Genomic DNA, 18,279 nt, shown 5'->3' with positions numbered 1-18,279 from the left:
CCGCGGTCGTGGTGCGCCCGGCCGCGCTCGGCGCCGACGGCCCGGCCGAGGGCTCTTCGCCAGCACGAGCCGACCGCGCCCCGGAACTCCGCGAGGCACCACCTGCCAGCTGACCCGCGCAACCACCGGAGCTCCTCGTGTTCACCGCCTACGTCGCCGTCACCGTCCTGGCCATCGCCGCCAACACCTTCTCCGGCATCGCCTCCATGACTCGCAGCGAGCCGGTCATGCAACGCCTCGTCCCCGCGATGGACAAGGCCGGCGTCCCGGAATCGTGGCTGGTCTTCCCGATCGGAACCCTCAAGACCGCCGGCGGGGTGGGGCTGCTGCTGGGCCTGCTCGGCGTGCCGCTCATCGGCGCGGCGGCCGCGATCGGCCTCGTCCTGTTCTTCGTCTGCGCGACCTACACGCACGTGCGGGTGAGCGACTACTCCTCGTCCTTCTTCCTCGCTGCCGGCTTCTTCCTCCCGCTGGCCGCAGCCGCGCTGGCGTTGGACCTGCTCTCGCCCTGAGCCGGAGGGGAAGTCGATCCGGTGCGAGCTCACCAACGGTGGTGACGCGCTCGGCGTCACCGCCACGGTCACCTCGGTCGACGGCAGCGACGTCGAGTTCGACATCCAGGTCGACGAGGCCTGACGACGCCGCTCTTCCGGGAGATCGGCTACTCTGGCGCGCGGCGGCGAAAGCGGCGAACCGCGGTTTCCGTTGCCGCGCAACGAGATGACGAGAGGCCAGACCGCCGACTGGCCGATCCCGCTGATCGACCAGCGGAAGCCTGCGGCGTTCCGCGATCGGCGCAGCTGCCAACACTCCTCGTGCTCGGACACGCATCCTCGCGCGCAACGTACGGCTCGAACGGATGCGGCCGACGGAGGAAACACCCCGCAGCTATCACGTTCCGAGTTTCGCCGAAGCAGCGGTACGACCGCACCTTCCGCGAGCGGAAACATCCGGTGAGGCCACCGTCGAACCTCGCGGGGAGAGGAATTGGCACAGCGGCGCAAGCACCCGAAGAACTGCGCGAAAGCCATCGGGGAAACGTGCCAGTGCGGCCACTGCGCGGGCGCGAAGCACGGCTGGGTGGAAGCCTTCGAACTGGCCAACGGCGAAAGACCCGAAGACCTGCACGAGCTCGAGCGGGATGTGGAGCTGCGCTGGAGCCAGGAGTGCGCCAAGCAGGACGCCAAGCAAGCTCCGCAGAAGCGCAAGCACCCGAAGCCCACTCTCGATCACCAGAGGGCGGCCGTTGATTCAGCTCGCGTCGGCCTGATCAAGCGATTCCTCGAGCGGAGGAGGCGGAGAGCGCGCCCGCGCACCTCCGAAACACGTCTGCAGGAGGGGCCCCAGTACGCCGAAGCACGAGCACCCCGCGATCCTGAGGAATCCCGTGAACCAGACTCGCGCCCCCCGGCGGAAGCGGCGAACCGCTCCACCGAACTCCGCGAAGGGCCCGAGTCCGACCCCGCGAGCACCGACCGCGCACTCGCCACCGCCACCTCGGACCTCCAGCAGGCCGAGGCGGTGGGTCACATGCTCGGGCAGGTTCTCGACGAGGTCGAAAGGACCGCCGGACCGCTGCGCCCCGAGACGCGCAGAGCCATGGCGGAGCACTTCTGGTGCGAGCTGCTCGTCCAGCTGGTGCTCGTGATCGAGGAGTCGAACCACCTGCTCAACGCGGTGCCCCGCACGGTGACGGCGAAAATCACCGAGTCGTACCACGTGCGCATGCTCTCCGTGATCGACAAGAGGGTCATCACCGCCTGCGTGCGACAAGTCTGGAAGCGGCTGACCGACGCGCTCGGGCTGACCGTGATCACCGATGCCAAGCCGCTGCTGCCGGCTTTGCGCGTGCTGGCGCTTCTGACGTGCAAGTCACCGCCCCGGCACCCGGAAGTGGTCCGGCGCTGCGCGGACCCGCTCAGAACCCTCCTGCTCCACGAGACGAAGGAGCGGCTCAAGCGCGCCTTCGGCGAGGAGGTCCCGCACATCAGCTCCGAGCTCAGCGGGGACGGCCCACCCGCTCAGCCGGAGTGACGACTCGCGGGGCGTTGCTGCGCGCACGCAGCCTCCTCCGCAGCGGAGGGCCGGACCTCCGCATCCCGCTCCCCGGACAGTTCTCCGGGTTCGTCCGAAACAGCAGAAGAGCCACCCGCTCGGCGGGTGGCTCTTCGGGGTGGAGCTGAGGGGAGTCGAACCCCTGACCTTCTCGATGCGAGCGAGACGCGCTACCTCCTGCGCTACAGCCCCATTCCGGTTGTGCACTGACAAGCTTAACAAGGGCGCCCGGCGCGCTCGGAGCACCCCCTCCTGTGAGGTCGACTACTCCCCCGCGGCGCGCCGGTACGGCGGCTCCCAGGTGCGTTCGTCCAGCTCGTCGAACAGCGGGTCCTCGTCGTCGAGCTCCACCGGCTCCGCGTGCGACAGGTTCGCCACGGTGCCGGTCCGGCCCCCCGAGCGCCGCTGCTCCGGGACGTCCTCCTCGCTCCAGTCCTCGTCGTAGTCGCCGTACTCCTCGTGCTCGGCCTCGTCCTCGCCGGGCTGCCGGCCACCGCTCATCCGCGCCAGGCGGCGGTTGCGCACGTCCTCCTCGATGCGCACCTGCCGGCGCAGGTAGGTCAGGTAGCCGATGACCGACAGGTCCACCAGGCCGTGCACCCACCACAGCGGCGTCCAGGCGAAGCCGGCGAGCAGGGCGGTGACCAGCGCCGCTGCCAGCAGGACCAGCACCATCCGCTGTCGCCGCGCGTACTTGGCCCGCGCGGCGAGCGCGGCCGCCTCCGGGTCGAAGCCGCCGCGACCCGGCCGGTAGCGCCGCCCGGCGCGCGCGTCCTCGCTGTGCACGCGCCGCGTCTCCGCTTCGTCGTCGTGGTCCCGGTCGGGGTCGCGGTCCCGATCAAACTCGACGACCTCGTCGTCGTGCTCGACGCGCTCGTCGGCGAGCTCGTCGCTGTCGCTGCCCGGCATCCCGTCGGCCTCCTCCACGTAGTCGGGTGGCGCTTGCGCGGTGGCCCCTCCTCGCGTCGTGGACGCGGGCCGCGCACCGCTCCCGCGGCGTACCACGCGTGCTGCCAGCGCGCTGTCGGTGGTTTTGGACACTTCCTGTCGACGGCGAGCGAACATCGGCACCAGCACGACCAACCACGCCACCGCCAGTGCGGCGAAGATCAACGAACTGAGCACGCCTCGCCACCTCCCCCTGGTCGCCGGCCGCACATGCCTCCACTCGTCACACTAGCCACATCCGCCACTCCTGTGTGCGAGCCACGCCGATTCGATGCGCTCGGTGGAACACGGCAACCGGCCCTGCGCTGAACGTAGTCCACCGCGGACGCTCCGCTGCGCGCGCGGACCCGCGTGTCGCACGCGTCCTCCCCGCCGGGGAAACCGCCGGGGAGACCGATCGCGGCGGGGTCGCGGCGGAGGTGGCCACCCGATGTCGGGGATCCCGCAGCGAGGTACCGCCGGAGGTCCCCCCACCCGACCCGCGACGCCAGCCCGTCCGCGGACTCCCTAGCCCGGGCGGTGCGCCCACCCCGCGGCCAGCAGCGCGGCGACCGCGCCCGCCCCGGTCTCCTCCGCGGTCAGCGCGTACACGAAGTGGTCCCGCCACTGGCCCGCCACGTCGAGGTAGCGCTCGAACAGCCCCTCGCGGCGGAACCCGATCTTCTCCAGCACCCGGATGCTCGCCCCGTTCTCCGGGCGCACGGTGGCCTCCAGGCGGTGCAGCCCCACCGGCCCGAAGCAGTGGTCCACGGCCATGCCGAGCGCGCAGGTCGCGATGCCGCCCCCGGCGAGCCGCTCGGTGACCCAGTAGCCGATCCAGGCGGAGCGCAGTGCACCGCGGATGATGTTGCCCACGGTCAGCTGCCCGGCGAACTCCCCGTCGACGGCGATGACGAGCGGCAGCCCCTCGCCGCGCCGCGCGGTGCCGCGCAGCACGGCCCACTGCCCCGGCCAGGCCAGCGCTGCGTGCCGCTCCTGCCAGTTGCCGACGGAGGTCGGTTCCCAGCGCTGCAGGTAGGTCCGGTCGCGCACCCGCGCGCGGCTCCAGGCCCGCGCGTCGCGCAGCTGCGGCGGGCGCAGCCGCACCACGCCGCCGGGCGTGCCCAGCGGGCCGAGCCGGGCGGGCCATCCGGGGTGCCGACCCGGGAAGGGCTCGGGCGTGGCGGGGGGACGCATCGGCTCCTCACGAGCGGACGGACAGGAACCGGACGTCGACCTGCTCGCCCGCGTCGATCTCCGTCACGTCGGGGTCGATGACGATCATGCAGTTCGCCTCGGCCAGCGTGGCCAGCAGGTGCACCCCGGAGGTGCCGACCGGCTGCACGTGGTGGCTGCCGTTGTGCGGATCGCGCAGCAGCTGCCCGCGGACGTAGCCCCGCCGCCCCGCGGGCGAGCTCAGCGGTGACAGCAGCGTGGCCGCGACGGTGCGCCGGTGCGGGTTCGCCTTGCCGAGCGCGGAGCGGATCATCGGCCGCACCATCACCTCGAACACGGCCAGCGCGCTGACCGGGTTGGACGGCAGCACGAACGTCGGCACCCGGTCCGGCCCGAGGCGGCCGAAGCCCTGCACCGAGCCGGGCTGCATCGCCACGCGCGCCAGGTCCAGCTCCCCCAGGTCGGACAGCGCGGTGCGCACCTTCTCGTCGCCCGCGCCGCCCCCTCCGGCGATGACCACGACCTCGGACAGCAGCAGCCGCCCCTCGACCACCTCGCGCAGCCGTCGGGGGTCCCCGCCGAGCGCGCCGACGCGGGTGACGTCGGCGCCGGCGTCGCGGGCCGCGGCCGCCAGCGCGTAGGAGTTGACGTCGTAGACCTGGCCCTGCCCGGGGGTGCGGTCGACGTCGACGAGCTCCTCGCCGAGCGAGATGACCGACACGCGCGGTCGGGGGTGGACGAGCACCTTCTCCCGCCCCACGGCCGCGAGCAGCCCGACCTGGGCGGGACCGATCGGCGCGCCGCGGTGCACCGCGACGTCCCCCGGCTGCACGTCCTCACCCGTCCGGCGGACGTACGCGCGGGACGGGACCGGGTGCAGCACCCCGATCTTGTCCGCGTGCTGCTCGACCTGCTCCAGGGGGACGACCGCGTCGGCCAGGGTCGGCAGCGGAGCTCCGGTCGCCACGGCGGCCGCCTGCCCCGGCTGCAGCCGGTGCGGGTGGGTCGAGCCGGCGGCGATCTCGCCGACGACCGGCAGCACCGGTGGCTCCTCCGCCGCCGCGCGCACGTCGACGCTGCGCAGCGCGTAGCCGTCGACGGCGGCCTGGTCGAAACCGGGCAGCGCGTGCTCGGCGACCACCTCCTCCGCGCACAGCATGCCCTGCGCTTCGCATATCCCGACCCGCACCGGGGCGGGCCGCACGGCCGCAGTGAGTACACGTGCGAGCTGCTCGTCCACTGACCTCATGGGTGTCGACCTCCCGCGTGCCCGGGGTCCGCCGGTACCGCGTGCTTCACCGGGCCAACCGGCGCACCAGCCATTCCCGCAGATCCGCGCCGTACTCCGGATCGTCCAACGCGAAGTCCACCGCGGCCTTGAGGAAACCGCCGGGATTTCCCACGTCGTGTCGCTCACCTCGGTGGACGACGACGTGCACCGGATGCCCCTCTGAGATCAACAACGCTACGGCATCGGTCAGCTGCAGCTCGCCACCGGCACCCGGTTCGATCCGCCGCAGCGCGTCGAAGACCGCCCGGTCCAGCAGGTAGCGGCCCGCGGCGGCGAGCGTGGAGGGCGCGCGCTCCGGGTCGGGCTTCTCCACCATGGCCCGCACCCGCTTCACGTCCTCGGCATCGGTGTCCTCGGCGTCGAACACGCCGTAGGAGGAGACCTGCTGGCGCGGGACCTCGAACGCGCACAGCACGCTGCCGCCGTGGCGCGCGCGGACCTCGGCCATCCGGTCGAGCACCCCGTGCGGGCGGACGAGGTCGTCGGGCAGCAGCACGGCCACCGCGTCGTCCTCGCCGCCGAGGTTGGCCTCGGCGCAGGCCACGGCGTGCCCGAGGCCGAGCGCTTCCTCCTGCACGGCGGCCTCGGCGGTGATGAGCTCGGAGGCGTGCCGGACCCTCTCGGCCAGCTTGTCCTTGCCGCGCTCGCGCAGCGTGCCCTCCAGCTCGGGCTGCGGCTGGAAGTACTCGACGACGGCGCGCTTCTCCGGGGCCGTCACGACCACCAGACGCCGCACTCCCGCGTCGGCGGCCTCGTTCGCGACGAGCTCGATGCCGGGCGTGTCCACGACCGGCAGCAGTTCCTTGGGCACGGACTTCGTGGCTGGGAGGAACCGCGTGCCCAGGCCTGCCGCGGGAACGATTGCGGTTCGAATCGGTGCGGGCATGCTCATATCACCGCAGCCTATCGGCCACCCCTACAGTGGGGCTGTGAGCGCACCGGGAAAATCCGCAACGCCCAAGTCCGCATGGCGGGACCACCTGCTGCAGCGGCGCGGCGAACTCGACACGTCCACCCGATCGGCCGAGGCCGCGGCGTTGACGGGGCACGTGGGGGAGTGGCTGGCTGAGAAGTCGGTCACCACGGTCGCCGCGTACGTCCCCGTCGGCGACGAGCCCGGTTCGACCGAGCTGCTGGAGTCCCTGCTCCGGGAGGGGCACCGCGTGCTCGTGCCGATCGTGGTGCGGGGGCGTCCGCTGGACTGGGCCGAGTACACCGGTCCGGACAGCCTGCGGCCCGCCACCTACGGGCTGCTCGAACCCGCCGGTGAGCGCCTCGGGGCCGAGGCGCTCGGGCAGGCCGGCGCGCTGATCGTCCCGGCGCTGGCCGTGGACCACCGCGGGACGCGGCTGGGCCGCGGGGCCGGGTTCTACGACCGTTCGCTGCCGCTGGCCGCTCCGGGGGCCGAGCTGGTCGCGGTGGTGCGGGACGAGGAGTTCGTGCCGGAGCTGCCGGGCGAGGAGCACGACGTGCGGATGCACGGGGTGCTCACGCCGCGGCGCGGCGTGGTGCGGTTGCCGCTGGGGCGGCGCGAGCCCGCCGACACCGCTGCCGGTGTGTGACGTAGATGCGATTGCACCGCGGAGGAGGGTGACGCATTATCGTGTTGGCACTCCCACGCGGAGAGTGCCAATACGGATGTCGGAGGTAACGCCGTGCCCACCTACCAGTACGCGTGCACCCAGTGCGATCACCACTTCGAGCGGGTGCAGTCGTTCAGCGAGGACTCCCTCACCGAGTGCCCGGAGTGCACCGGCCGCCTGCGCAAGCTGTTCAACTCCGTGGGCGTGGTGTTCAAGGGCAGCGGCTTCTACCGCACCGACAACCGCTCCAACGGCAACAACGGGTCCACCTCGAGCAGCGGCGACTCGGGCTCGTCCGGCTCCTCCGAGTCCGGCTCCGCGGGCTCCGGTTCGGACTCCGGCGGGTCGAGCGGCTCGAACGGGTCGAGCGGTTCGAACTCCTCCTCGAAGGCGGCCGCGTCCTCGTCCTCCTCGGCGTCCTCCCCGTCCTGACACCGGTCCCGGTGCCGCCTGCTCCTCGACGCTGACGCCTTCCCGGCCCCTGGAGAACCAGCGGCTCGGCCGGCGCAGCGGCTCGGGGGAACCTCCGGCAGGTCGCTCTGCGCGCGGCGAGGAAGCGGCTTCGCCGCTTGCCTGACGGACCGCTGCGACCTCCCCGATCGTGTGGTCAGTCTCCCCCTGCGAGGTGTCCCTGCGGAGGGGCACCGCTCCCGCTGGTCGTCCACAGGGGGCCGAGTTGTCCACAAGTGGCGGTGCAGAAGCTGACACGGCTGCCCGCACCCCCGTAGCTTCGGACGCGTCCGACGGCGGAAGGGGGAACGGATGTCCGAGGCGCACGGGACGGCCGAAGCACCGCACGCGCGGCTGGTGGGCAAGCTCCGCACCGCGCGGCTGGTGCTCACCGGGCCACGCCTGCACACCGCGCGGCGCATCGCGGCGGTGCTGCTGCTGTGCTGCTCGGGCGTGCTCGCCTTCGTCCCGAGCGCGCAACCGGACGGGCGCGCGCACGTGCTCGCGGCCGCGCGCGACCTCCCACCGGGAGAGCCGCTGACGCGCACCGATCTCACCCGCCGAGCCGTGCCCGGCGGAGCCCTCCCGCACGGCGCGTTCACCCGGCCCGAGCAGGTGCTGGGCCGCACCCCGGCCACACCGGTGCGGGCCGGTGAGGCGATCACCGACGTGCGCCTGCTCGGACCCGCGGCCACGCGCGCGAGCACCGGCGATCCGGACAGCGCCGCGGTCCCGATCAGGCTCGCCGACCCGGCGGTGGCGACGTTCCTCGACCCCGGACACCGGGTCGACCTCGTCAGCGCCGCGCACGCCGCGGAACCGGCGGTGCTCGCGGAGAACGCCCCGGTGCTGGCCGTCCGCGCGCCGGACCCCCGCGACTCGGCCGAGCGGATGGTGCTGGTCGGGCTGCCACGGGGGTCGGCAGCGGCCGTCGCCGCGGCCTCGGCCCGGGAATCGGTCACCGTGGCGCTGCGCTGAGCGAGTCCGCGGGCTGGCCATCGGGGCGGCACCGGACGACCACCCGGAAACTCCACACCGGACGGAAATGTCCGTTGCGGACACCGGTGCGTTCCCGCACCGCGCCGGGACCGCCCGCTCAGCGCGGGTCGTGGTGCGGCGGGCGGTTCTGCCGGTACCAGTCGTCGCCGGCGGCGGTGCTGCCGCGGTCGTCCGCGACGTCCTCGGGCAGGACGCTGCCGAAGATCCGGTCGAGCTGCCGGCGCCGCCGCGAGCGCTCCACCGCGCGTCGCCGGGGAGCCTCCGCACCTCCGGCGGCGGAGTCCCCACCGGCGGGAGCACCGGCACCGCCGTGCGCAGCGCTCCCGCCGCCGGAGGGGGTGTTCGGGCGTTGGTTCGCCATGCTCCCCATTCTGCCCCCGTTCTGCTGGAGCCCGGCGGCGCACCGGGCGGTGCCGCACCGCGGCGAGCGGTGATTTCCCGGTTCGCGCCGGTGATGACATCATCGGTGACACGACGAACACGTGCGGACACCGGGGGTGCGCATCCACTCGGCACCGCTGGAGCACCGCATCGACCGAAACAGCGGGAGGAAGCAGATGGGCTTTCTGGACAAGGCCAAGCACCTCGCCCAGCAGGCGCGCGGCAAGGCCGGGGAAGCGGCCGACAAGGCCGGGCCGAGCGCCAACAGGGGCATCGACAGCGCCAAGGAGCAGCTGAACAAGGCCACCGGCGGCAAGTACCAGGACAAGATCGACAAGGCGAGCGGTCAAGTGCAGGGCTTCATCAACCGCCACCAGTCGGAGGGCTCGCAGGAGGGGCAGTCCGGCACGGGCGAGTCCGGAACCGGGCAGTCCAGCACCGGGCAGTCCGGCACCGGCGAGTCCGGAACCGGGCAATCCGGCACGAACCGGGCCGACAGCGGTCAGGACGCCACCGACCGCGACCGCGGCTCCGAGGGCGACTCCGGCCGCACCGAACCGCCGAAGTCGCAGTGACGCAGGCGACCGCCCGCGCCGCGAACGGCGCGGGCGGCACCGCTCCAGCACGACAGCGGGCCCGCGAACGACGGCGCGGGACGCCCCGGAGGACGTCCCGCGCCGCGCTGGTCGATGCGGCCGTGCGCCGCCGCGCTCGCCCGACTACACGCCGGAGAGGTTCTCGATCACGTGCGTGACCAGCGGTCGGAGCGTGGCCATGCCGTCGCGGACGGCTTCGCGGGAGCCGGCCAGGTTCACCACGAGCGTGCTGCCCGACACCCCGGCCAGGCCGCGGGAGATCCCCGCGTCGACCGCGCCCGCCGCCAGGCCGGAACCGCGCAGCGCCTCGGCGATGCCCGGGACCGGCCGGTCCAGCACCCCCGAGGTGGCGTCCGGGGTGACGTCCCGCGGTGAGACCCCCGTGCCGCCGACGGTGATGACCACGTCGACACCGCCGATCACCGCGGTGTTCAACGCGTTCCTGATCTCCACGGTCTCTCCCGCCACGGCCACGGTGCCGTCGACGATGAACCCGTTCTCCTCGAGGAGTTCGGTGACCAAGGGGCCGATGTTGTCGTCCTGCTCCGCGTGGGCGACTCGATCGTCGACGACCACGACGAGGGCCCGCCCCAACCGCTGCGCGCTGCGTTCCATGCTCGTCACAGTAGTGGCGGTGGAGGCGCCGGTCAGGTCCCAGTCGGTGACATCGGCGACAGACCGCGGTCCGTCCTGCTGCGTTCGCTGCGTCATGCCTGCGTTCTCCCTGTTCCGCGCGTCGCACGGGTCGCGCCTCACTGGGAACCGCCCAGTGTGACCTCGACCGTGCGCGTGTCCCCGCCGCCCCGGGACAGGGTGAGCTTCACCGTGTCGCCGGGGTTGTGCGAGCGCACCGCGGCGATCAACGTGTCCGGGTCCTCGATGGTCCGGTTGCCCAGCTTGGTGATGACCTCGCCGCGCTTCACCCCGGCCTTGCTGGCGGGGGCGCCGTCGTGCACCTCGACGATCTGGGCCCCGCCGCCGCGCGCCGGGGTGATGGTCACGCCGAGGTTCGCGTGCGTGACGGAGCCGTCCTGCATCAGCTGCTGGGCGATCTGCTTCGCCTGGTCGATCGGGATCGCGAAGCCCAGGCCGACCGAACCGGCCTGCTGCTGGGTCATGCCGCTGCCGGGGCTGTAGATCGCGGAGTTGATGCCCACCACGCGGCCGTCCTTGTCCACCAGCGGTCCGCCCGAGTTCCCGGGGTTGATGGCCGCGTCCGTCTGGATCGCGTTCATCACGCTCGCCTGGCTGCCGCTCTCCCCGCCGGCGCGCACCGGCCGGTTCTTCGCGCTGACGATGCCGCTGGTGACCGTGCCGGACAGCCCGAACGGCGAGCCGATCGCCACCACCTGCGACCCCACCTTCAGGTCGTCGCTGCGGCCCAGCTCGGCCGGGGTCAGCCCGGTGATGTCGGCCTTGACCACGGCGAGGTCCGACTTCGGGTCGGTGCCGACGACCTTCACCGGGGCCGAGCGCTGGTCGTGGAACTGGGCGGTGACCCGCGCGCCCGCCTCGGCGCCCTCGACGACGTGGTTGTTCGTGAGGATGTAGCCGTCCTCGCTGAGCACGATGCCGGACCCCTCGCCGGACCCGCGCATCGAGCTCGTCTGCAGCTGCACCACGCTCGGCAGCACCTTCTGCGCCACCGCCTGCACGGAGCCGGCGGGGGCGTCGCTGGCGCTGCGCGCCGGGCGCGGCGCGTTCAGCGAGCTCGTGCCGGTGGAGGCGCTGTCGGAGCCCAGCCGGTAGCCGACGTATCCGCCGGCCCCGCCGCTGACGAGCACGGCGACCAGGGCCAGGACCCCGACCACGGTGAACAGGCCGGCGCGTCCGGACTTCCTGCGCCCGCCCGGCTGCTGCGAGGTGCCGACCGGCGGCATCGGCGCGTAGCCGGGCTGCTGCCAGCCCTCCGCTCCCGGGTAGGCCTGCGGCTGGGTCGCGTCGTACGGCCCGGGCTGCTGCCCCGGGTACTGCTGCTGCCCCGCGTACTGCTGCCCCGGGTACTGCTGCTGCCCCGCGTACTGCTGCTGAACCGGGTGCGGGTAGCCGCCCTGGTAGGTGCTGCCCTGCGGAGCACCGCCCTGGTACCCGCTGTCCTGCGGGGCGCCCTGGTAAGCGCCGGGGTGGCCGGTTCCCTGGGGACCGCCCTGCTGGTCACCGGGGTGCGCTCCGGACCACCCGGGTCCGTGCGGCGCCGTCCCGGCCTCGGGCTGGCCGCTCCCCGACACCTCCCCCGCCTCGGAGGCGGAGGAAGAGCTCTCGGACTGCCAGGGCCCGCCCTGACCCTCGATCGGTTGATCTTCGCGGCGAGATTCGTCCGGGCTGTGGTCGGTCATGTCTCCACTCTGCGATACGCGCCTGAGAACCGCCTGAGCTGGCTCTGTGGACCGGGTTACGACCTCGCGGCGACGACGGGGAGCAGCCGGGAGGCCGGGGCGGCCGGGGAACCGGGGTCCCCGCGACCCGCTGCGCCAGCAGAACCGAGGACTCCCCCGCCGGTCAACGCAGGCGCTCCGCGATGCGTTCCGGGGTGACGTCGTTGATCCACACGGCCATGCCCGACTCCGACCCGGCCAGGTACTTGAGCTTGTCCGCCGAGCGGCGCACGGAGAACAGCTCGAGCCGCAGCCACGCCAGGTCCCTGCCGGTGTTCGCGGGCGCCTGGTGCCATCCTGCCACGTACGGCAGCGGGCGGTCGTGGAGCGCGTCGAGCCGGCCGAGCACGTCGAGGTGGAGCGCGGCGAAGTCGTCGCGCTCGGCCGCGGTGAGCGCGGGCAGGTCCGGCACGCGGCGGTGCGGCACCACGTGCACCTCGACCGGCCAGCGCGCCGCGGCGGGCACGAACGCCGTCCAGTGCTCCGAGCTGGTGATCACGCGACGCCCGCTCTCCCGCTCGGCGGCGAGCACGTCGCCCTGCACGTGGCGCCCGTGCCGTTCGTAGTACTCCCGCGCGGTGGCCAGGTGCCGCTGCGTGCGGGGCGTGACGAACGGGTAGCCGTAGATCTGCCCGTGCGGGTGGTGCAGGGTCACGCCGATCTCCTCGCCGCGGTTCTCGAAGCAGAACACCTCCTCCACGCCCGGGCTGGCGCCGAGCGCCGCGGTGCGGTCGGCCCAGGCGTCGACGACGAGCCGCGCGTGCTGCTGGCTCAACCGGGCGAACGCGGATCCGTGGTCGGAGGTGAAGCACACGACCTCGCAGCGACCGCGCGCCGGTGCGCTCGGCACCGCGGGCTGGCCGTCGACCGTCGCGGGCACGTCCTCGCTGACGGCGCGGGAGAACGAGGGGAACTGGTTCTCGAACACCGCGACGTCGTAGTCGCCCTCCGGGACCTCGGTGGGCTTGCCGGGCGCGCTCGGGCACAGCGGGCAGGCGTCGGCCGGCGGCTTGTAGGTGCGGGACTGGCGGTGGGCCGCGATCGCCACCCACTCCCCGCTCAGCGGGTCCTGCCGCACCTCGCCCGCCGGGGCTTGGGCGGGCAGGTCGCGGGAGTCGGCGGCGAGGCGCTCCGGGGCCTCGTCGTGGTCGAAGTAGATGATCTCCCGACCGTCGGCCAGCTGTCGTGCCGTGCGCTTCACTCGTCCTCCGTTCCCCGTGCGGCGTCCTCGCCGGGGCCGGCGGAACCCGCCTCCCCGGTGCCTGCGGCCGCTCCCTCGGCGAGCTGCACGTCCGGGATCTCCTCGCGCAGCGCGGCCACCGCCTCCTCGTCCAGACCGGTGTCGCTGACGAGCAGGTCCACCTCCGCGAGCTCCACGATCGTGGAGAAACCGACGGTCGACCACTTGGAGCTGTCGGCGAGCACCGCCAGCCGCGCGGCCGCCCGCGCGAAGACCCGGTTGGTCTCGGCCTCGGCGAGGTTGGGGGTGGTGAACCCCGCGGAGGCGGCCATGCCGTGCACCCCGAGGAACACCAGGTCCAGGTGCACCGAGCGCAGCGTTCCGGTGGCGACCGGGCCGACGAGCGCGTCGGAGGGGGTGCGCTCCCCGCCGGTGAGCACGACGCTCTGGTCCGAGCGGCCGAGGCGCCACAGGGTTTCGGCCACGCGCACCGAGTTGGTCACCACGGTCAGCTCGGCGATGTCGGCCAGGTGGCGCGCCAGCGTCCACGTGGTGGTGCCCGCGGTGACCCCGATGGCGCTGCCGGGTTCGACCTGCTGCGCGGCCAGCCGCGCGATCACCTCCTTCTCCCCGGGCTGCCGGACGGACTTGGCCTCGAACCCGGGTTCGTCGGTGCTGTTGCCCGTTCCGGCGGTGGCGCCGCCGTAGACCTTCTCGACGAACCCGCGCCGCGCCAGCGCGTCCAGGTCGCGGCGGACGGTCATGTCGGACACGCCGAAGCGGCGCACGAGTTCGCTGACGCGGACCGCACCGCTGTGCCGGACCTCCTCGAGGATCGCGTCCTGCCGCTGCCGCGCGAGCACACCCACCCCCCCGGATCTCCTCCGCGGAACTCAATCCAACAGAACCGAACACTACCCTGCCGCTGCACACCCGCACCACCCGGGGATACCCGCAGGCGCACGGACACCTACGACGTGCGATGTTGTTCGTTACTGTTGGCTCTCCGGAGGGCTGCCGGGCAGGGACACGTGCAGCAGCGCACCGCCGTCCGGCGCGTCCCCGGCCCAGACGTGCCCGCCGTGCCGCTCGGCGACCTGCTTCACGATCGACAGCCCCAGCCCCGAACCGGGCAGCGGGCGCGACTCCGAGGACCGGTAGAACCGCTCGAAGATGTGCGGCCGGTCGGCCGGCGCGATGCCCGACCCGCTGTCGGCCACCTCCAGCGCAGCGAACCCGGTGTCCGCCTCGGCGCGCAGGTCCACGCGCACCTGCCCCTCCTCGGGGCTCCACTTCGCCGCGTTGTCCAGCAGGTTGAGCACGGCGCGCTCCAGGGCCGTGGCATCGCCGAGCAGCAGCCACGGGCGGGTGCTCACCTCGAAGCGCACCCGCGGCGCGCGCCGCTGGGCCCGCGCCAGGGCGCGCTCGACGACCTCGCTGAGCTCCACCGGCTCGTGCACCGCCTGCGGCGCGTCCTCGCGGGCCAGCTCCACCAGATCGCCGACGAGCGCGGACAGTTCGGACAGCTGGGCCCGCACGTCGGCGAACATCTCCTCGCGGTCCTCCTCGGACAGCTGCGGCGCACCGGGCTGCGACTCGGCCATGAGCAGTTCGAGGTTCGTGCGCAGCGAGGTCAGCGGGGTGCGCAGTTCGTGCCCGGCGTCGGCGACCAGGCGGCGCTGCTGCTCCTGCGACTCGGCCAGCGCCCCGAGCATGCCGTTGAAGCTCGTGGTCAGCCGCGCGAGCTCGTCGTCGCCGCTGACGGGGATCGGCTGCAGGTCACCGGTGGCGGCGACGCGCTCGGTCGCGGCGGTGAGCCGCTGGACGGGGCGCAGCCCGGCGCGGGCGACGGTCGTCCCGGCCGCGGCGGCCAGCAGGATGCCCGCCCCGCCCATGACGACGAGCACCACGGACAGCTGCGCCAGGGTCTGCTGCGTCGGCCGCAGCGAGGTCGACAGCACCAGCGCCGATCCGTCCCCCGCGGGCACGGCCACGACGCGGTGGTTCGTCGCCTGGTCGGTGCGCAGCGACCGCCGGACCTGGCCGTGCGCCACGGCCAGCTCGTCGCCGCTCGTCGGCGGGCGCTTGCCCGCGGAGACCTCGCCGCCGTCGGCGAAGAGCACGCTCATCCGCATGTTCGTCGCCGACAGGAACGCGGCCGGCATGCGCTGCAGGTCGGGCGTTTGCACCAGCGGGCCTTCGGCGGCCTGCACCGCGCGCTCGGTCAGCGAGTTGTCCAGCTGCTGGTACAGGCTGTCGCGCACGGTGACGAACGCGGCCACGGACACCAGCGCCACGGCACCGGCCACGCAGATCGCCGCCAGCCAGGTGACCCGGTTGCGCAGCGACACCCGCTGGAAGTGCGCCCGCGGGCGGGGGATGCGGTCCGTGCCGGTGAGGTCGGGGGGAGGGGGAGCGGGCCCGGTCACGGCGGCGTCTCGCGCAGCACGTAGCCGACCCCGCGCACCGTGTGGATCAGGCGGGGTTCCCCTTCCGCCTCGGTCTTGCGCCGCAGGTAGCCGATGTAGACCTCGAGCGCGTTGCCGGAGGTCGGGAAGTCGTAGCCCCAGACGTCCTCCAGCAGCCGGCTGCGGGTCAGCACCTGCTTCGGATGCCCCATGAGCAGCTCCAGCAGGGCGAACTCCGTGCGCGTCAGGCTGATCGGCCGCTCGCCCCGCCGCACCTCGCGGGTGCCCGGGTCGAGCTCGAGGTCGGCGAACCGCAGCGCCGCGGGCGGCGCGTCCTGCGGGTGCTCGGGCGGGGTGGCGCGGCGCAGCAGCGCCCGCAGCCGCGCCATCAGCTCCTCCAGGGCGAACGGCTTCGGCAGGTAGTCGTCCGCACCCGCGTCGAGCCCGGCGACCCGGTCGGAGACCGCCTCGCGTGCCGTGAGCACGAGGATCGGCATGTCGTCACCGGTGCTGCGCAGGCGCCGCGCCACTTCGAGCCCGTCCACGCGGGGCATCATGACGTCCAGGACCATGGCGTCCGGCCGCTCCTGCGCCAACTGGTCCAGCGCCTGCTGGCCGTCCGCGGCCAGTTCCACCTGGTAGCCGTTGAACCGCAACGACCGGCGCAGCGATTCGCGCACGGCACGATCGTCGTCGACGACGAGGATGCGCATGCCCACCAGTGTTGCGCCTCGCCCTGAGAACCACCTGAGAAGGGTCCGCGCGCGTGTCGGGTGGTGCGCTGTCTCACTCCCGCCGTTCAGCCCTCGCCGTCGGACTCGGCCGCCTCGGCGGCCCGGATCGCCGGATCCTCACCGCAGGGGTCGGCGTGCCACGTGCCGAACGGGTCGGAGTAGGCGGCCCAGCCCTCGCGCCCGGCGGCGAGCTCGGCGTCGGTGAGCAGGGCCCGGTGCAGCGCCCGGTCGACGTCCTCCGGGTCGGTGTCGTGGGTGATCACCACGAGCTCCTGCACCCGGTCGCCGTAGCGCTCGTCCCAGCTCAGCGAGGCCTTGAGATAGCGCTCGGAGTCGAGCTCGGCGCGCTGCCCGGCGTCGAGCGCGGCCACCCACGGCCCGGCGTGCGCGACGCCGAGGCTGCCGCCCGCGGATTCGATCCACAGCGCGTCGTCGGGCTGGGTGGCCAGCCACACGCGTCCGCGTGCGCGCACGACGCCCTCGAGCAGCGCGTCGACCGCCGCGTGCAGCCGTTCCGGGTGGAACGGCCTGCGCTGCTCGAACAGCAGCAGCGAGACCCCGGCGTCCGGTTCGAACGGCGGTTGGCCGCGCAGCAGCGGTCCGAACGCCCCGTCGACCTCCCCGCGGCGCGCCGCGGCGGGCAGCCGTCCGAGCAGCTCGGGCACGTCGAGCCGTTCGAGGACGCCCCAGGTCGCGCTCGGCGCGACCCGCCGCAGCACCGCTTCGGTGCGGGCCTGCTGCCAGGGTTCGACCGCTCGGCCCGCCAGCACGAGCGCGTCGGCGAACTCGGCCTGCCCGACGGCGAGCTGGGCGACGGTGCGTTCGTCCTCGGCCGCGGCGCCGAGGCCGCGCTCGGCGAGCTCCTCGGTGCCGGTGGCGTCGTCGAGCCAGCTCGGCAGGTCGACGACGCACAGCACGGCGCCGATGGCGATGTCGTGCTCCAGGCCGCGCCCGTCGAGCTCGACGCGGGTCAGCGCCCAGCACAGCGCCTCCGGGTCGAGCGCCGGGTCGAGCCGGAGCACGATGCTGGTCACGTCCGGCTCGTCGGCGAGCCGGCGCAGCAGCGGCAGCAGGTCCTCGCGCAGCGTGCAGGAGACGCACCCGTGCACGAGTTCGAGCGCGGTCGTCTCGCCGAGGTCGCCGCGGCGCACGGTGCGCCGCACCAGGCCGTCGGAGAGCGCGCCGAGGTCGTGGTGCACGAGCACGGCGCCGGTGTCGGCGCGCACCGCCTCGGCGGTCGACGCGACCTGCTCGGGATGCATCCCCGCGACCACGAGCAGCGGCGTGCGCTGGTCCTCGGACGGTCCCATCCCCACCCCAATCGGTAATGGTTTTCATCTGCTGGTGGACACGCTACCCTGATCCCGAGCATAGATGAAAATGGATGTCATTATCGAGAGGTAGGTCATGTCGAAGCGGTGCCAAGTGACCGGGCGCGTGCCCGGCTACGGCAACCACGTCTCGCACTCCCACCGCCGCACGCGCCGGCGCTGGGAACCCAACCTGCAGCGGCGGCACTACTGGCTGCCGTCCGAAAGCCGCTGGATCCGCCTGCGCGTGTCCACCAAAGGCGTGAAGACGATCGACAGGCACGGCATCGAGGCGATCGTCGCCCGGATGCGGAAGCGGGGGGAGCGCGTCTGATGGCCGCCACCGAACAGCGACCGATCGTGAAACTGCGCTCCAGCGCCGGAACCGGCTTCACCTACGTCACCCGGAAGAACCGCCGCAGGACACCGGACCGGCTGCGGCTGCGCAAGTACGACCCCGTCGTCCGCAGGCACGTCGAGTTCCGCGAGGAACGCTGAAGGAGCACCGTGGCCAAGAAGTCGAAGATCGCCCGCGACCAGCAGCGGCGCGAGGTCGTCGCCCGCTACGCGCAGCGCCGCGCCGAGCTGAAGCGCATCATCTCGGCGCCGGACACCACGCCGGAGCAGCAGGAGCGGGCCCAGCGCGAACTGCAGCGCCAACCCCGCGACGCCAGCCCCACCCGGGTGCGCAACCGCGACGCGGTCGACGGCCGCCCCCGCGGCCACTTCCGCAAGTTCGGCCTGTCCCGCATCCGCCTGCGCGAAAAGGCCCACGCGGGCGAACTGCCCGGCGTCACGAAAGCGAGCTGGTAAC

Annotated in this window: 21 protein-coding genes and 1 tRNA gene; 9 read left to right on the top strand and 13 right to left on the bottom strand. The window is 73.4% G+C overall.

Going from position 1 to position 18,279, the window contains the following annotated elements:
- The first annotated feature begins 137 nt into the window (after positions 1-137).
- Positions 138-512: a DoxX family protein gene (locus ACVGV0_RS02605; RefSeq protein ID WP_459158249.1), complete on the top strand. Its 375-nt coding sequence runs from the start codon at positions 138-140 to the stop codon at positions 510-512.
- Positions 513-987: 475 nt separating this feature from the next.
- Positions 988-2,034 (top strand): hypothetical protein, encoded by a 1,047-nt coding sequence (locus ACVGV0_RS02600; RefSeq protein ID WP_459158248.1) that lies wholly within the window; start codon positions 988-990, stop codon positions 2,032-2,034.
- Between the two features lie 140 nt (positions 2,035-2,174).
- Here the strand turns inward: ACVGV0_RS02600 and ACVGV0_RS02595 are convergent.
- The 5 genes from ACVGV0_RS02595 to ACVGV0_RS02575 form a co-directional block, all read right to left on the bottom strand.
- Positions 2,175-2,247: transfer RNA gene (locus ACVGV0_RS02595), tRNA-Ala, on the bottom strand.
- A 72-nt stretch (positions 2,248-2,319) separates the two neighbouring features.
- Positions 2,320-3,180, bottom strand: a complete 861-nt coding sequence (gene sepX, locus ACVGV0_RS02590; RefSeq protein ID WP_459158247.1) for a divisome protein SepX/GlpR — start codon at positions 3,178-3,180, stop codon at positions 2,320-2,322.
- Positions 3,181-3,510: 330 nt separating this feature from the next.
- Positions 3,511-4,179 carry a GNAT family N-acetyltransferase gene (locus ACVGV0_RS02585; protein ID WP_459158246.1) on the bottom strand — a complete coding sequence of 223 codons (669 nt, stop codon included), beginning with the start codon at positions 4,177-4,179 and terminating at the stop codon, positions 3,511-3,513.
- A gap of 7 nt (positions 4,180-4,186) precedes the next feature.
- Positions 4,187-5,407: a molybdotransferase-like divisome protein Glp gene (gene glp / locus ACVGV0_RS02580; RefSeq protein ID WP_459158245.1), complete on the bottom strand. Its 1,221-nt coding sequence runs from the start codon at positions 5,405-5,407 to the stop codon at positions 4,187-4,189.
- Positions 5,408-5,453: 46 nt separating this feature from the next.
- Positions 5,454-6,341: a UTP--glucose-1-phosphate uridylyltransferase gene (locus tag ACVGV0_RS02575; protein WP_459158244.1), complete on the bottom strand. Its 888-nt coding sequence runs from the start codon at positions 6,339-6,341 to the stop codon at positions 5,454-5,456.
- A 37-nt stretch (positions 6,342-6,378) separates the two neighbouring features.
- Between ACVGV0_RS02575 and ACVGV0_RS02570 the strand changes: the two genes are divergently transcribed.
- The 3 genes from ACVGV0_RS02570 (at position 6,379) to ACVGV0_RS02560 (ending at position 8,460) form a co-directional block, all read left to right on the top strand.
- Positions 6,379-7,011 carry a 5-formyltetrahydrofolate cyclo-ligase gene (locus tag ACVGV0_RS02570; RefSeq protein WP_459158243.1) on the top strand — a complete coding sequence of 211 codons (633 nt, stop codon included), beginning with the start codon at positions 6,379-6,381 and terminating at the stop codon, positions 7,009-7,011.
- 93 nt (positions 7,012-7,104) lie between these two features.
- Positions 7,105-7,464 carry an FmdB family zinc ribbon protein gene (locus ACVGV0_RS02565; RefSeq protein WP_459158242.1) on the top strand — a complete coding sequence of 120 codons (360 nt, stop codon included), beginning with the start codon at positions 7,105-7,107 and terminating at the stop codon, positions 7,462-7,464.
- 330 nt (positions 7,465-7,794) lie between these two features.
- Complete coding sequence (locus ACVGV0_RS02560; protein WP_459158241.1) at positions 7,795-8,460, top strand: SAF domain-containing protein; 666 nt, start codon at positions 7,795-7,797, stop codon at positions 8,458-8,460.
- A gap of 118 nt (positions 8,461-8,578) precedes the next feature.
- On the opposite strand, the gene ACVGV0_RS02555 is transcribed toward ACVGV0_RS02560, so the two are convergent.
- Complete coding sequence (locus tag ACVGV0_RS02555; protein WP_459158240.1) at positions 8,579-8,842, bottom strand: hypothetical protein; 264 nt, start codon at positions 8,840-8,842, stop codon at positions 8,579-8,581.
- A 196-nt stretch (positions 8,843-9,038) separates the two neighbouring features.
- Between ACVGV0_RS02555 and ACVGV0_RS02550 the strand changes: the two genes are divergently transcribed.
- Positions 9,039-9,437: an antitoxin gene (locus ACVGV0_RS02550; RefSeq protein WP_459158239.1), complete on the top strand. Its 399-nt coding sequence runs from the start codon at positions 9,039-9,041 to the stop codon at positions 9,435-9,437.
- 144 nt (positions 9,438-9,581) lie between these two features.
- On the opposite strand, the gene ACVGV0_RS02545 is transcribed toward ACVGV0_RS02550, so the two are convergent.
- The 7 genes from ACVGV0_RS02545 to mrf all read right to left on the bottom strand — a co-directional run bounded on the left by ACVGV0_RS02545 (position 9,582) and on the right by mrf (position 17,465).
- Positions 9,582-10,073, bottom strand: a complete 492-nt coding sequence (locus ACVGV0_RS02545) for a MogA/MoaB family molybdenum cofactor biosynthesis protein (protein WP_459159899.1) — start codon at positions 10,071-10,073, stop codon at positions 9,582-9,584.
- A 137-nt stretch (positions 10,074-10,210) separates the two neighbouring features.
- Positions 10,211-11,794: a trypsin-like peptidase domain-containing protein gene (locus ACVGV0_RS02540; protein WP_459158238.1), complete on the bottom strand. Its 1,584-nt coding sequence runs from the start codon at positions 11,792-11,794 to the stop codon at positions 10,211-10,213.
- A gap of 163 nt (positions 11,795-11,957) precedes the next feature.
- On the bottom strand, positions 11,958-13,034 hold the full coding sequence (gene galT, locus ACVGV0_RS02535) for a galactose-1-phosphate uridylyltransferase (RefSeq protein WP_459158237.1): 1,077 nt from the start codon (positions 13,032-13,034) through the stop codon (positions 11,958-11,960).
- Positions 13,031-13,876, bottom strand: a complete 846-nt coding sequence (locus ACVGV0_RS02530; RefSeq protein ID WP_459159898.1) for a DeoR/GlpR family DNA-binding transcription regulator — start codon at positions 13,874-13,876, stop codon at positions 13,031-13,033. Before ACVGV0_RS02530 ends, galT begins: the two co-directional genes overlap by 4 nt.
- Before the next feature lie 129 nt (positions 13,877-14,005).
- Positions 14,006-15,442, bottom strand: a complete 1,437-nt coding sequence (locus ACVGV0_RS02525; protein WP_459158236.1) for a HAMP domain-containing sensor histidine kinase — start codon at positions 15,440-15,442, stop codon at positions 14,006-14,008.
- Positions 15,439-16,134, bottom strand: coding sequence for a response regulator transcription factor (locus ACVGV0_RS02520; RefSeq protein WP_459158235.1), 696 nt, complete (start codon positions 16,132-16,134; stop codon positions 15,439-15,441). The genes ACVGV0_RS02525 and ACVGV0_RS02520 overlap by 4 nt, the downstream gene beginning before the upstream one ends.
- A gap of 86 nt (positions 16,135-16,220) precedes the next feature.
- Entirely contained in the window at positions 16,221-17,465 is a 1,245-nt protein-coding gene (gene mrf, locus ACVGV0_RS02515) for a ribosome hibernation factor-recruiting GTPase MRF (RefSeq protein ID WP_459158234.1), read from the bottom strand.
- Between the two features lie 97 nt (positions 17,466-17,562).
- Between mrf and rpmB the strand changes: the two genes are divergently transcribed.
- Genes rpmB through rpsN form a run of 3 tightly spaced genes read left to right on the top strand, consistent with a single transcriptional unit; the run spans position 17,563 to position 18,278 of the window.
- Entirely contained in the window at positions 17,563-17,799 is a 237-nt protein-coding gene (gene rpmB / locus ACVGV0_RS02510) for a 50S ribosomal protein L28 (protein WP_459158233.1), read from the top strand.
- Positions 17,799-17,963: a 50S ribosomal protein L33 gene (rpmG, locus tag ACVGV0_RS02505; protein ID WP_459158232.1), complete on the top strand. Its 165-nt coding sequence runs from the start codon at positions 17,799-17,801 to the stop codon at positions 17,961-17,963. The genes rpmB and rpmG overlap by 1 nt, the downstream gene beginning before the upstream one ends.
- A 9-nt stretch (positions 17,964-17,972) precedes the next feature.
- Positions 17,973-18,278, top strand: coding sequence for a 30S ribosomal protein S14 (rpsN, locus tag ACVGV0_RS02500; protein ID WP_459158231.1), 306 nt, complete (start codon positions 17,973-17,975; stop codon positions 18,276-18,278).
- Position 18,279: the final 1 nt, after the last annotated feature.

It is taken from the genome of Salinifilum ghardaiensis, assembly GCF_054491345.1.
The sequence above is the reverse complement of the archived record's forward strand: the minus strand, read 5'-3'. Positions and strand labels throughout refer to the sequence as shown.